Source organism: Stenotrophomonas maltophilia R551-3 (genome assembly GCF_000020665.1).
In the GTDB taxonomy this organism is placed as follows: Bacteria; Pseudomonadota; Gammaproteobacteria; order Xanthomonadales; family Xanthomonadaceae; genus Stenotrophomonas; species Stenotrophomonas maltophilia_L.
Genome location: NC_011071.1, coordinates 4,255,585 through 4,269,419, shown reverse-complemented (window position 1 = coordinate 4,269,419; position 13,835 = coordinate 4,255,585). Strand labels below are relative to the sequence as shown.

At 64.9% G+C, this 13,835-nt stretch carries 12 protein-coding genes; 9 read left to right on the top strand and 3 right to left on the bottom strand.

Translation table 11 applies throughout. From position 1 onward, the window contains the following. Window positions 1-41: 41 nt before the first annotated feature. The 5 genes from cyoA (at window position 42) to SMAL_RS19250 (ending at window position 4,710) form a co-directional block, all read left to right on the top strand. Window positions 42-947, top strand: a complete 906-nt coding sequence (cyoA, locus tag SMAL_RS19270) for a ubiquinol oxidase subunit II (protein ID WP_006399836.1) — start codon at window positions 42-44, stop codon at window positions 945-947. A gap of 5 nt (window positions 948-952) precedes the next feature. Continuing rightward, entirely contained in the window at window positions 953-2,929 is a 1,977-nt protein-coding gene (gene cyoB, locus SMAL_RS19265; RefSeq protein ID WP_012512372.1) for a cytochrome o ubiquinol oxidase subunit I, read from the top strand. Further along, window positions 2,926-3,561, top strand: a complete 636-nt coding sequence (cyoC, locus tag SMAL_RS19260) for a cytochrome o ubiquinol oxidase subunit III (protein WP_012512371.1) — start codon at window positions 2,926-2,928, stop codon at window positions 3,559-3,561. The genes cyoB and cyoC overlap by 4 nt, the downstream gene beginning before the upstream one ends. Before the next feature lies 1 nt (window position 3,562). Next, window positions 3,563-3,895, top strand: coding sequence for a cytochrome o ubiquinol oxidase subunit IV (gene cyoD, locus SMAL_RS19255; protein ID WP_006399830.1), 333 nt, complete (start codon window positions 3,563-3,565; stop codon window positions 3,893-3,895). 143 nt (window positions 3,896-4,038) lie between these two features. Further along, the gene (locus tag SMAL_RS19250) at window positions 4,039-4,710 is read left to right on the top strand and encodes an SCO family protein (protein WP_032973547.1); all 672 of its coding nucleotides are present in this window, start codon (window positions 4,039-4,041) and stop codon (window positions 4,708-4,710) included. Window positions 4,711-4,836: 126 nt separating this feature from the next. Here the strand turns inward: SMAL_RS19250 and SMAL_RS19245 are convergent, their stop codons facing one another. Then, window positions 4,837-5,430: a S8 family serine peptidase gene (locus SMAL_RS19245; protein WP_006399785.1), complete on the bottom strand. Its 594-nt coding sequence runs from the start codon at window positions 5,428-5,430 to the stop codon at window positions 4,837-4,839. Continuing rightward, window positions 5,430-7,196, bottom strand: coding sequence for a S8 family serine peptidase (locus SMAL_RS19240; protein WP_012512369.1), 1,767 nt, complete (start codon window positions 7,194-7,196; stop codon window positions 5,430-5,432). The genes SMAL_RS19245 and SMAL_RS19240 overlap by 1 nt, the downstream gene beginning before the upstream one ends. Before the next feature lie 310 nt (window positions 7,197-7,506). Between SMAL_RS19240 and SMAL_RS19235 the strand changes: the two genes are divergently transcribed. Together SMAL_RS19235 and SMAL_RS19230 are read left to right on the top strand one after the other, a co-directional pair. After that, a complete protein-coding gene (locus SMAL_RS19235) occupies window positions 7,507-7,947 on the top strand; it encodes a DUF2231 domain-containing protein (RefSeq protein ID WP_012512368.1) in 441 nt (146 codons plus the stop codon). Next, on the top strand, window positions 7,940-9,250 hold the full coding sequence (locus SMAL_RS19230; protein ID WP_012512367.1) for a PQQ-dependent sugar dehydrogenase: 1,311 nt from the start codon (window positions 7,940-7,942) through the stop codon (window positions 9,248-9,250). Before SMAL_RS19235 ends, SMAL_RS19230 begins: the two co-directional genes overlap by 8 nt. A 139-nt stretch (window positions 9,251-9,389) precedes the next feature. On the opposite strand, the gene SMAL_RS19225 is transcribed toward SMAL_RS19230, so the two are convergent. Then, on the bottom strand, window positions 9,390-10,052 hold the full coding sequence (locus SMAL_RS19225) for an exopolysaccharide biosynthesis protein (protein WP_012512366.1): 663 nt from the start codon (window positions 10,050-10,052) through the stop codon (window positions 9,390-9,392). A gap of 149 nt (window positions 10,053-10,201) precedes the next feature. On the opposite strand from SMAL_RS19225, the gene yidA reads away from it, so the two are divergent. Together yidA and SMAL_RS19215 are read left to right on the top strand one after the other, a co-directional pair. After that, complete coding sequence (yidA, locus tag SMAL_RS19220) at window positions 10,202-11,035, top strand: sugar-phosphatase (RefSeq protein ID WP_012512365.1); 834 nt, start codon at window positions 10,202-10,204, stop codon at window positions 11,033-11,035. Window positions 11,036-11,479: 444 nt separating this feature from the next. Beyond that, complete coding sequence (locus SMAL_RS19215; protein WP_012512364.1) at window positions 11,480-13,798, top strand: TonB-dependent receptor; 2,319 nt, start codon at window positions 11,480-11,482, stop codon at window positions 13,796-13,798. The last annotated feature ends 37 nt before the right edge of the window (window positions 13,799-13,835 follow it).

The following is a 13,835-nucleotide window of genomic DNA, read 5'->3' as shown; positions in this document are numbered from 1 at the left end:
CGAGCCGGTCAAGCGCGCTTCTTCAACAGGGTTGACCTCCAATGAATATCTGCTGGAACCGCATCCGCCTGGCGCTGGTCGCCCTGGCTTGCATCGCTCTGACGGGCTGCGACTGGGTGCTGCTGGATTCGAAAGGCATGGTCGGGATCGCCCAGCGCGACCTGATCCTGATCTGCATCGGCCTGATGCTGATCGTGGTGGTGCCGGCCATCGTGCTGACCTTCGTGTTCGCCTGGCGCTACCGCGCCGGCAATACCAAAGCGAAATACATGCCTGACTGGTCGCACTCCACCAAGGTGGAGATCGTGGTCTGGGGCGTGCCGCTGATCATCATCGCGGTGCTGGCAGTGATCGTGTGGACCTCCACCCACGAGCTGGACCCGTACAAGCCGCTGGACGTCGCCGGTGAGCCGCTGCATGTGGACGTGATCGCCACTGACTGGAAGTGGGTGTTCGTGTATCCGGACCTGGGCATCGCCACGGTCAACCAGCTCAACTTCCCGGCCAACCGCGCGCTGGCGTTCAACATCACCTCCAACTCGACGATGAATACCTTCTTCATCCCGCAGCTGGGTGGGCAGATCTACGCGATGGCCGGCATGCGCACGCAGCTGCACCTGATCGCCAACGAGCCTGGCCAGTTCCGTGGCATGTCCGGCAACTACAGCGGGCATGGCTTCTCGAACATGAAGTTCATCGCCACCGCCAGCAGCAACGAAGACTTCGAGCGCTGGGTGGCCGAGGTGCGCAGCGCGCCGGACGCACTCAGTTTCGCGGAGTTCAAGGCGCTGGCCGCGCCGTCGCGCAACGCGCCGGTACAACACTTCTCCAGCGTCGAACCGCTGCTGTTCAAGAAGGTCATCGACCAGTTTATCGGTGTCGGTGAGAACACCGCTGCTGCGGCCCCTGCGGGTCCTGCCGGCGGTGCCCAGGTTTCCCAGGAGTAACGAACATGTTGGGTAAATTGACGTGGGAGGCCGTGCCACTGCACGAGCCGATCGTGGTGATCACGCTGGCGGCCATGGTGCTGGGTGGCCTCGCGCTGCTTGGCGCGGTGACGTACTTCAGGCTGTGGGGCCCGCTGTGGCGTGACTGGTTCACCACCGTGGACCACAAGAAGATCGGCATCATGTACGTGGTGGTGGCGCTGGTCATGCTGGTGCGTGGCTTTGCCGATGCGCTGATGATGCGCGCGCAGCTGGCGGCGGCTGGCCCGGGCAGTGACGGCTTCCTGCCACCTGAGCACTACGACCAGATCTTCACCGCGCACGGCGTGATCATGATCTTCTTCGTGGCCACCCCGTTCGTGGTCGGCCTGATGAACATCATCGTGCCGCTGCAGATCGGCGCGCGCGACATGGCGTTCCCGTTCCTCAACGCCTTCAGCTTCTGGATCTTCGTGGTCGGCGCAGCGCTGATGATGATCTCGCTGGGTGTCGGCGAATTCGCCATGACCGGCTGGGTGGCCTATCCGCCGCTGTCGGGCATCGAGTTCAGTCCAGGCGTGGGTGTCGATTACTACATCTGGGCGTTGCAGGCTTCGGGCATCGGCACATTGCTGACCGGCGTCAACCTGTTCATCACCATCCTGCGCATGCGTGCACCGGGCATGACCCTGATGAAGATGCCGGTGTTCACCTGGACCGTGCTGGTCACCAGCGTGATCATCATCGCCGCCTTCCCGATCCTGACCGTGGCACTGGGTGCGCTCACCCTGGACCGCTACCTGGACTTCAACTTCTACACCAACACGTTGGGTGGCAACCCGATGATGTACGTGAACCTGGTGTGGGCCTGGGGCCACCCGGAGGTGTACATCCTGGTGCTGCCGGCGTTCGGCATCTTCTCTGAAGTGACTGCCACGTTCGCGCGCAAGAAGCTGTTCGGCTACAAGTCGATGGTCGGTGCCACGCTGGCGATCGGCATCCTGTCGTTCATCGTCTGGCTGCACCACTTCTTCACCATGGGCTCCGGTGCCAGCGTCAATGCCTTCTTCGGCATCATGACGATGATCATCGCCATCCCCACCGGCGTGAAGATCTTCACCTGGCTGTTCACCATGTACGGCGGCCGCGTCGAGTTCAGCGTGCCGATGCTGTGGACCATCGCCTTCCTGGTCACCTTCACCATCGGTGGCATGACCGGTGTGCTGCTGGCCATCCCGGGTGCGGACTTCCTGCTGCACAACAGCCTGTTCCTGGTCGCGCACTTCCACAACACCATCATCGGCGGCGCGCTGTTCGGCTACCTGGCCGGCTTCGCCTACTGGTTCCCGAAGGTGTTCGGCTTCACCCTCAACGAGCGCCTGGGCAAGTGGTCGTTCGCCTGCTGGGTGATCGGTTTCTACCTGGCCTTCATGCCGCTGTACATGCTCGGCTTCATGGGCATGACCCGCCGCATGAACCAGTACGACAACCCGGCGTGGACGCCGTACCTGATCGCTGCCTTCATCGGTGCACTGTTCGTGTTCGCGGGCATCATCCTGATGCTGGTGCAGATCTACGTGAGCGTGCGCGACCGCAAGCGCAACCTGGACGTGACCGGCGACCCGTGGAATGCACGCACGCTGGAATGGGCCACGCCGTCGCCGCCGCCGTTCTACAACTTCGCCGTGGTGCCCAAGGCCGATGAGCTGGATGCCTTCCACGAAGCGAAGAAGCGTGGCCTGCCGCCGCCGCCGAAGAAGTACGCGCCTATCCACATGCCGAAAAACACCGGCGTACCGCTGATCCTCAACATCTGGATCCTGGTGCTGTGCTTCGCCCTGGTCTGGCACATCTGGTGGATGGCCGCGGCCAGCTTCATCGCGATGATCGTGACCCTGATCGTGCGGTCCTATGACGAGGACGTGGACTACTACGTCAGTTCCGAAGAGGTGGCGCGCACCGAAGCGGCCAACCTTGCCAAGCTGAAGGAGGTACGCGCATGAACCTGTTGACCCGCCCCGAGCTGGCCAGCGACACGCAGGCGCACGAGGACCACCACGAACACGACCATGGCCACGAACAGGGCGGCATGAAGGTGTTCGGCATGTGGGTCTACCTCATGTCCGACCTGGTGCTGTTCGGTTCGCTGTTCGCCTCGTATGCAGTGCTCAGCACCGCCTACGCCGGCGGCCCCACCGGCAAGGACCTGTTCTCGCTGCCGTTCGTGATGGCCGAGACCTTCCTGCTGCTGGTTTCCAGCATCACCTACGGCCAGGCCGTGCTGGCGATGCATCGCCACGACACCTCGGCGGTGCTGCGCTGGCTGGGCGTGACCTTCGTGCTCGGTGCCTCGTTCATCGGCATGGAGATCTACGAGTTCTCGCACCTGATCCACGAAGGCGCGGGCCCCAGCACCAGTGCCTACCTGTCGGCGTTCTTCGCGCTGGTCGCCACCCACGGCCTGCACGTGGCCAGCGGCCTGATCTGGATGGCGGTGGTCATGCACCAGGTCTACAGCCGCGGCCTGACCCCGACCAACATCACCCGCGTGTCGTGCCTGAGCCTGTTCTGGCACTTCCTGGACCTGGTGTGGATCTGCGTCTTCACCTTCGTCTACCTGATCGGAGCCTTCTGACATGGCCCACGTCGAAACCTCGCGCGCCGGCAATGCGCACGGCTCCACCAAGTCCTACCTGATCGGCTTCGTGCTGTGCGCGCTGCTGACCGTGGTGCCGTTCGCGCTGGTGATGAACCCGGTGCTGTCGCGGCCGCTCACGCTGTTCCTGCTGGTCGGCTTCGCGGTGGCGCAGATCCTGGTGCAGCTGGTCTATTTCCTGCACATGGACCGCAAGTCCGAAGGTGGCTGGAACCTGGCCAGCTTCGTGTTCACCCTGGTGATCCTGTTCATCGTCGTCGCACTGTCGGTCTGGATCATCTGGAGCATGCACTACCACATGATGATCAACTGACCGTGGCCGGGGTGATCGGCATGGACCGCACGATCACCCCGGCACCTCCGTCCTCTTTCCCCCCAAGGGCAGGCCTGACCGAGACCCCGCCCGCACCTGCGTTGGTGGTACCCGTGAAGCGTCCTGCTGCTGTTGTCCGTTCGTTGTTCTCTCCCCGTTTCCGCCTGCCGCTGCTGGCAGGCCTGGCCATTGGCCTGCTGGCCGGCTGCAGTGCGCAGTCGCGCATGGACTTCTATTCCAAGGACATCGCCTGCGAAGAGCTCGGCCAGCAGTGGTCGATGCCCGACAGCCACGGCACCGTGCGTGGGCCGAAGGACCTGCAGGGGCAGGTGACCTATCTGTTCTTCGGCTTCACCAGCTGCCCGGACGTCTGCCCGACGACCATGGTCGAGCTCAGCCAGGTCAAGCACCTGATGGGCAAGGATGCCGACCAGTTGCAGGTAGTGTTCGTCAGTGTCGACCCAGCGCGTGATACGCCGGAGGTTGCGCGCACCTACGTGGAAGCCTTCGACCCCAAGGCGATCGCACTGGTCGGCAACGAAGCGCAACTGGCCGCGATGGCCAGCGACTTCAAGGCGTTCTACGAAAAGGAACCCGGCCAGGTGCCGGAGACCTACACCATGAGCCACATCGCCGGCGGCTACGTGTTTGATCGTCAAGGCCGCCTCCGCCTGTTCGCACCCTACGGCATGCCGGTGGACAAGCTGTTCTCCGACGTGCAGCGCCTGCTGCTGGAGCCGGGCCACCCGGCCGCCGGCAACGATGCATTGGCCAGCTGCCACCTCAAGCACAGCGACACGCTCGCCGCCCGGTAGGGGTCGACCTTGGTCGACACGCAGTGAATGAATCTGGTGGGTGCCGACTGTTGGTCGGCACACCCCCACACACCAATCCCCCGGCCGGCCAGGAGAGCCAACCGGCCAGGGGCACCACTCAACGCCTTACTTGGTTTCTTCCCACTGCACCACGTCCGGCTCGGCCGCCTTGATGCCGGCGGTCGACAGCAGCTTGGTGGTCGCATCCAGTGCAGCATTCACCGACGGGTACTCCACAATCGCGCGGCCCGAGGCCTTGGACACCTTCACCACGGTGCCGCCGGTGGCGGTGGCCGCACGCTGGGCGGAGGCCGCATCGGTGAAGAACACCTTGACCCGCGAGGTCGCCACGACCGGTGCGCCATCGTTGGAGACGGCGGCCGCAAATTTGCTGGCACCGGCATCCGCACGTGCGGCCACACCGGTAGACGCATCCGTGGACCGCTTGCTGCGGGTGCCGACGGCCGCCGCGCTGGCATCAGCCCCGGTGGTGATCCTGAACTGGCCGCCGCTGGCCTGCTGCACGGTTGCCGACGGCGCCAGCTGGAAGCGCGAGCCGCCGACATTGAACGAACGGCCGGTGGCCTCCGCCTTCAACTGCTGCGTGTCTACGGTCGACAAGGTCTTCGCCGGAGGTGTCTGGCCCGAGCTCTGTGCCCAGGCGGTGGTGGTCATCGCCGCGAGGGCGAGGGTGCTCAACAGAATGGTCGTCTTCATCATCAGTGCCCCAGAACGCGGATCTTGAAGAATTCGAGGTTGCCACGCGATGCTGCGTTCGCGGCTTGCCCCAGGTCGGTTACTTCCAGTGTCCAGGTGCCCGTGGCGTTCTCATCCAGGAAGGCATTGCTGGACAGCAGGTCCCAGTTGGTGAAGTTGCGCTGCACACCATTGAGGCCAGAGCCGATCGCGGTGAATGCCGGCTGCACCACGCTGCGGGTGCCGCTGGGCGAGATCAGCACGAACTGCAGCTGGCGGGTGTTGCTGTGGTTGACGCGGAAGCCGAGCTGCACGCTCTCGATGTTGCGCGCACCGTTGGCCAGCTGGAAGGTCAGGCGCGCCGCGGCCGCCGAAGTATTGCCGATGGCCACGGTACGCGTCGTGTTGCGCCAGCCACTATCCACCAGTGCACCCAGCGGCTGGAAGTCTTCTGCGACCTGTACCGCGCGTGCCGCGTTGACCACACCGAAACCGTACCAGTTGCTGTAGGCACGGCCGGCGGCATTCACCGTCCAGCCCGGCACCAGCACGCGGCCGTCGGAGTGGGTCACCGCTGCCCGGTTCGGATCGGTGCGGGTGGCGGTGGTGGCCAGGATGTACTTCACATCGCGGTAGGACAGGTTCGGATTGGTCTCCAGCAGCAGCGCCGCCACGCCCGACACCATCGGCGTGGCCGCCGAGGTGCCGTTCATTTTTCCTGTGTAGTTGCAGGTGCTGTCGATGGCAGACTGGTCGCCGTCCAAGGTGTTGCGCAGGCTCGTGTTCTTGTTGCTGCCCTGCGCGCAGCCGGTGACATCGGTGGTGAGGATGGCCGGATCGTAGCGGATCGCCAGCTGCCCCGGCACGACCTGCCGCTGCCAGCCATTCTCACCGCCGAAGCCGGACACCCACAGCGCCGAGCCGGTGGACGAGTAGGACGAGCGCACGCCATCGGCGCGCACGGCGGCAACGGTGATCACGTTGAACAGGTTGTTACGCGGGTCGCGGCCGGCCGGAATGCAACCCGTGTTGCGGTTCTTGGTGTCTGCCGAGCAGATGTCGGTGCCATCCGAGCGTGCACCGTTGTTGTGGTTGTTGCCGGCGGCTTTCACGTAGATGCCACCGCGGCCGCCACGGGTGCCGGACATGGCCTGCTCATAGGCGGCGATGTCGTTCTGGCTGTAGGCCAGCGGCAGGTTGGGGTTGCCCGGGCTGGAGCCCCAGCTGTTGTTGAAGACCCCCACGTCGGCCACTTCGGCGCCGTCCCACCACGAGTACTCGATGTTGGAATTCGAATTGCCCTGGGCATTGGAGGCCAGGAAATTGAAGCCCTTCAGGGTGGCCGCCGGGGCCACGCCGCGCACGCCCAGGTTGTTGGCACCTACTGCACCGGCGATGCCGCCGACCATGGTGCCGTGATTGTCGCGGTCCGGATTGGACGGTGAAGGGTTGTTGCTCTGGTTGGCGAAGTTCTTGCCGGCGACCGCCGCAACGTTGGCGGCCAGGTCCGGGTGTGCGATCTGCAGGCCGTCATCGACGATGGCGATGGTGACGCCCTGGCCACGGATGCCATTGCGGAACAGGCCATCCACGTTCAGATCGTTGCCAGCCACCGGCAGGGTATCGCCCAGTACGGCCTGTCCGGTGTTGAGCAGATGCCACTGACGCCCGGCCAGCGGATCAGCCTGTTGGGCCTGGGCGGTGGCGGCCAGGCTGCCCAGCACCAGGGCAGTGGCAAGGGCCAGGCGCGCGGAGCGCGGTGGCGCGGAGCGTTGCGTGTGTCGCTTCATACACGAATCCTTCTGTTGTGAATCGGCATGGCAGGACGGCGGGGCGGAACTGCCCCATCGCAACGAGCCAAACGCGACACAACGAAGAACCCCCTACCTCTTCACGGAACCAATCTGTAGATGTGCCGATTGCGTCACAAACACTTATGCCGTGGGGGAATGACGACTGCCGTGTCCCGCATCTGGTAGGTGCCAACCTTGGTTGGCACGCGTATATACGCATGGCGTGGATCTACCCGATGTCATCGCGCGCCCTCACATCCGGCTGTGCTACTACAGCCCGTGCACCCTTCCGCATCGGAGCACGATGATGGTCAACCCTCTGGCCCAGGCCCATCGCGGCCTCGGCACCACGCTGTTCAGCCTGTTGAACCCGATACCCTTCGGCTTCTTCGTCGGCGCGCTGATCTTCGACGCGATCTACCTCAACAGCGCCGAGGTGATGTGGGGCAAGTCCGCCGCCTGGCTGATCACCTTCGGCCTGCTGATCGCCATCATTCCGCGCCTGATCAACCTGTTCGCGGTCTGGCGCCGCAACGGCACCGCCACCCGCATCGACCGCATCGACTTCTTCCTCAACCTGGTCGCGGTGCTGCTGGCCATCTGGAACGCCTTCGTGCACAGCCGCGATGCGTATGCCGTCGCGGTGCCGGGCACGATCCTGTCGGCGCTGACCGTGGCCCTGATCGCCCTGGGCCTGATCCTGCTGTCGCTGCAGCCGCCGGTGCTGCAGGGAGGTCGTCATGGCTAAGCACATCCTGCCTACCGTGGGCGCCCTGGCGCTGGTCGTGATGCTGTCGGCCTGTGCCGGCAAGGCCGAATACCACCCCACCGACCAGTCGGGTGCGAAGCCGCCTCTGCCGGCACCGAAGAACTTCCTGATGCCGCCGATGCAGGTGCCCAAAGGCGTGGGTTGGGCCGACGGCCAGTCACCCACCGTGGCCGAAGGCCTGAAGATCGAACGCATCGCCGCCAACCTGCAGCATCCGCGGCGATTGTTGACCCTGCCCAACGGCGATGTGCTGGTGGTGGAAGGCAATGGCCCCGGCGAAGAGCCGGTCACCACGCCCAAGCAGTGGATCGCCGGCAAGGTGAAGGCGCGCTCGGGCAAGGCCGGCAAGGGCGGCAACCGGGTCACCCTGCTGCGCCGCACACCGGGCACGAACACCTGGACCCAGCACGTGTACATCGAAGGCCTGCATTCGCCGTTCGGCATCCAACTGATCGGTGACACGCTGTACGTGGCCAACACCGGCAACATCATGCAGTACCACTACGTGCCGGGCGAAACCCGCATGTCCGACAAGGGCCGCGAGTTCACCGACCTGCCCAGCACCATCAACCACCACTGGACCAAGGAACTGCTGGCCAGCCGCGATGGCAGCAAGCTGTACGTGGGCGTGGGCTCCAACAGCAACATCACCGAGAATGGTTTGGCAGTTGAATACCGCCGCGCGGTGGTGCTGGAAGTGGACGTGGCCACCCGTGGCAGCCGCATCTTTGCGTCGGGCATCCGCAACCCGACCGGACTGGACTGGGAGCCGAGCACCGGCACGCTGTGGGCCGTGGCGAACGAACGCGATGAAATCGGTGCGGATCTGGTGCCCGATTACCTCACCTCGGTGAAGGAAGATGGCTTCTACGGCTGGCCCTACAGCTACTACGGTCAGCACGTGGACGAGCGCGTGCAGCCGCAGCGGCCGGACCTGGTGGCGAAAGCCATCACGCCGGACTACGCCATCGGCTCGCACGTGGCACCGCTGGGCCTGCTGTTCTACACCGGCCAGGCACTGCCGGCGCAGTACCACGGCGGCGCCTTCATCGGCGAGCACGGCAGCTGGGATCGCTCACCATTGAGCGGCTACGAAGTGGTCTACGTACCGTTCAAGGACGGCAAGCCGACCGGGCGACCGCAGACCGTGGTCAGCGGCTTCGCCTCCAAGGACGAGAAGACCCTGATGGGCGCACCGGTAGGCATGGCGATGGATGCCGAAGGCGCACTGCTGGTCGCCGACGACGTGGGCGACGTGGTGTGGCGGGTGTCGGCCAAGTAGCTCTGTAGAGTCGAGCCACGCTCGGCTGCTTTGAACTGGCCTGTGTAGAGCCGAGCCATGCTCGACTGCTTTTGCCAGCAGCAGTCGAGCATGGCTCGACTCTACAGAAGGCCATAAGCAGCCGAGCATGGGCTCGGCGCTACATTTCCGAAGGCGCAGCGCGGAATCCACTGAACACCGACTCGGCGGCAAACCCCACGCCACCCAGCAGCACGCCGAAATACACCACCGTAGCCACCACGAAACCATAACCAGCCGCCACCGCCGCACCATCGCGCTGGATGAAGCCGATCGCAAAGGACATCAGCGCCAGCGCCGGCAAGGTATTGCTGAACGGAATCGGCCCGGCCGGCGCCATCAGCAGCAGGGTCGCGAACACCAGCATCAGGTTGTTCAGGCGCATCATCTTCTTCGAGCGCACCATCACCGCCAGCCGCATCGGCCGTGACAGCCGCTCCATGCGGTGCACCCATTTCAGCGCACGGCCCAGGTTGGCCTTCAGCTTGTCGGTGGCGATCTCGCGGCGCGCCAGCTTCTGCGGCACCCACAGCGGGCGGTTGCGCACCCGGCTCAGGCCGATCAGCAGGATCGAGGCGCCAAACACGGTACTCAGCCCGGGAATCGACACCGGAATGATGAAGATGGCCGAGAGCAGGATCACGATCAGCAGCAGGCCTTCATCGCCCAGTGCGCTGAGCAGGGTACCGACGCTGACCTGGTCGCCGGGCAGCTCGTCGATCATCTGCTCGATCTGCTCGGCCAGGGGCGCGCTGTCATTGGTTTCGGGGGCACGGTAGGTCATGCGTCGCAAGGTTCTCCAGGGAAGGGCGGTCAGCGGGCCGTCCTGCGGTGGGGGACGCACAGGCTCCCGCAGTATCCCGGCCAACGTGGGCAAAGAGGTGAACCGGGCATGAGGGGTTAAACTGGCGTGCCCCGCACGAGTTGAACGCAATGGACATGGGCCGCAGGCAATCGACCATCGAACTGGTCGCCATCGACATGGATGGCACCCTGCTGGACCCCACCCACACGCTCACCGTCCGGGCCAAGCAGGCGATCGCGCAGGCGCGCGCGCTGGGCGTGCACATCGTGCTGACCAGTGGCCGCCCGGTTCCCGGCCTGGCACCGTTCCTGCACGAGCTGGGCATCACCGGCGACGACGACTACTGCATCGCCTGCAATGGTGGCCTGGTGCAGCGCATCGGCACGCGCGAAACCGTGGTCGAGTATCCGCTCAGCTTCGACAACTTCCTGTTCTGCGAGCAGGTGGCCCGAGACCTGGGTGTGCACTTCCAGGCGCTGGACAGCCGGCGCATGTATACGCCCAACCAGGACATCAGCTACTACACCGTGGCCGACTCGCATCTCTCGCGGATGCCGCTGTCCTATCGCCGCGTGGAAGACATGGACCCGTCGATGTCCTTCATCAAGCTGATGATGATCGACGCGCCCGACGTGCTGGATGCCGCCATCGCGCGCCTGCCCAGCGAACTGACCGAGCGCTTCGCGGTGCTGAAGAGCGCACCGTTTTTCCTGGAAGTGTTCGACCACCGCGCCGGCAAGGGCCCAAGCCTGCAGAAGCTGGCCGAGCACTTGGGCATCGACCGCGCCAACGTGATGGCCATCGGCGACCAGGAGAACGACCTGACCATGCTGCAGTACGCCGGTACCAGCGTGGCGATGGGCAATGCCATCGACGCGGTGAAGGCGGTGGCGCGGTTCGAGACCACCAGCAATGCAGACGAAGGCGTGGCGCGCGCCATTGAGCGTTTCGTCCTGCAGTAACCGCGCGCCCCTATGCCCTGGTAGGTGCCAACCTTGCACGCCCCGGTAGGTGCCAACCTTGGTTGGCACACACAAGCGGCAAGCGCCGACCAAGGTCGGCCTCTACCAGACCCCATCCGCCCCGGTAGGCGCCAACCTTGGTTGGCACACGCGCACCGTATGCGCCGACCCAGGCTATACCCACGTATAGCCCACCCATCCCCATCGCCATCCGCGCTGTACCACCGCGCAATGGCGAATGCGGCAGTGCGATGCAAGAATTTCGCACGTCGAAATCACCCCATCGAATCCCGCAGCAGATGATCGTCCTCGTCTGCTGACCGGCGCGCACCGCGCCGTCACTCCCTCAACGCAATCGCATCGCCAGCCAAAGCGCCGACACCGGTGCTGCAACGTGCTGGGCGTGCGCCTGCGCCGCTCTCTCCCTGCACCCTGGATCTGCCCATGAACACCCCACCCACGACGCGCCTCGCCCTTGCCATCATCACGGCCATCGCCGCACCGGCGTATGCCGCAGAAACGCACGACGCAGCACATGACACCCCCACCACCTTGAACGCGCTGCAGGTGATCGCCACGCCGCGCGGCGCCGCCGTTGCACCCACCCAGGTGGTCGGTCCCAACCGCTACATCATCAAGGCGGAAGACCTCGACGCGATGGTCACCGGCAACAACGGCCTGGCCATGCTGAAGCAGGTACCCGGCGCCAGCTACACCGCCACCGACGGGCTGGGCCTGGACATCTCGGCCACCAGCCTGTTCGTGCGCGGCTTCCGCATGAACGAAATGGGCATCACCTTCGAAGGCGTGCCACTGAACGACAACGGCTTCCTCTCGCTCACCGGCACCAGCGTGGTGAACGTGGGCGTGCCCGATGGCATCGGCGCGATCACGGTCAGCCCCGGCGGCGCACCGGTCAGCGTGTTCTCCAGCAGCGTCAACGGCGGCAGCCTGGAATACCGCCTGCGCGAGCTGCAGGACACGTCCAGCCTGCGCGTGAAACAGGGCGTGGGCAGCAACAACACGTTGGTCACCACCGTGTCCGGGCAGAGCGGCCAACTCGGTGAGCACGGCCCGAAGGTGCTGGTCGACCTGCAGCGCGTGTCCGCCGACAAGTACCAGGGCGAGGGCACCCAGAACTTCCTGCGCGGCGACCTGAAGCTGCAGCAGGACGTTGCCTGGGGCGACTTCACCGTGTTCCTGTCCGACAGCAAGGCCAAGGTCTGGGGTTACAACAACATTTCGTTCGACATGATCCGCAAGCTGGGCTGGAAGGCCGACATCTTCTATCCCGATTATGCCTGGGCGTGGTACGTGGCCTCGCCGGAGAATGCGGACAAGTCCTGCGGCGCCTATACCTGCGGTGAGCTGTCCGAACTGATCCCGTACGACACCGGCCAGATCACCCGCGACCGCGTGTCCTCGATCAACCATCGCTTCCAGATTACCCCGGCCCTGAGTGGCAACGTGCAGCTGTACAACGCCAACAGCCACACCCAGGCCACGCTGACCGATCCGACCGTGCCGTCGCCCAACGGCGCACCGTTCTCCGAACAGGTGCAGACGCCGCGTGTGAATCGCCTGGGCGGCATGCTCAACCTGCAGTTCGAGACCGGCGCGCACACCTTCACCGCTGGCTTCTGGCAGGAGAAGAGCAAGGCCGCGGCCAAGACCGAGTGGTACCAGCAGCCGCTGCTGGGCGAGGGCCCGCCGCTGAAGGCCACCGGCCCGTTCGATGTGTATGGCCCCGCGTTCAAGACCGACAACGCATCGAGCTGGGTGACCCGCTCGCGCCAGTTCTACCTGCAGGACGACATCGTGTTGAACGACACGCTGAAGCTGGGCGTTGGCTTCAAGGCCGTGGACTTCCGCACCAGCGGTGGCGGCCTGGGTGATGCCAAGGACCGGCCGGTGAACGGCACGCTGCGCGCGAAGAGCAACTTCCTGCCGCATGTCTCGCTGTTCTGGAGCCCGACCGAATCCACCGATGCCTTCATCGACCTGGCCAACACCATGAACGGCTACCGCGTGGCCCAGCGCGGCAACATCGGCTACACCGCCTCGGCGTGGACCATCACCGACCAGGAAGAGTTCGACCGCGTGGCCGGCACGCTGCGCCCGGAGAAGAACTGGAACCTGACCGTCGGCGCGTCGCATCGCTTCGACCGGCTGACAATCACCGGCGATGTGTTCTACAACGACATCCGCAACCGCCTGCTGTCGGCGGCCATCGGCACCCAGTTCGCGCAGATCAACACCGTGCGGCTGATGCCGAAGATGCACGTGATCGGTGCCGACCTGGGCATCACCGCCGACCTGACCGATCACCTGCAGTTCTACCAGGGCGTAGCCGTGGCCCGTTCGTACTACGACAGCGATTTCGTGGTGGGCGACACGGTGTACCCGATCAAGGGCAACGCCCAGCCGGGCTACCCGCAGATCTCGCTGGTCAGCGACCTGTCGGCGCATTTCGGTGACTGGCGCTTCGGTGCCACCAGCACCTCCTATCTGCGCCAGCCCTTCACCTACGAGAACGACATCCGCGTGCCGACCTTCTGGCAGGTCAACACCTATGCCGCCTACCGCTTCGGTGCGGACAGCGCGGTGCCGGGGCTCGAGCTGCGGCTGGACGTGAGCAACCTGTTCAACCGCCACAACATCGGCACCGCCACCATCGCCGGGTCGTCGTTCTCGGGGGATTACCAGACCCTGCAGCGCAGCGCGCCCCGGCAGCTGATGTTCAGTACGTCGATGGCGTTCTGAGGTAACGAAGGGCGGGGTCAGAGCCCTTTGCGGTGCA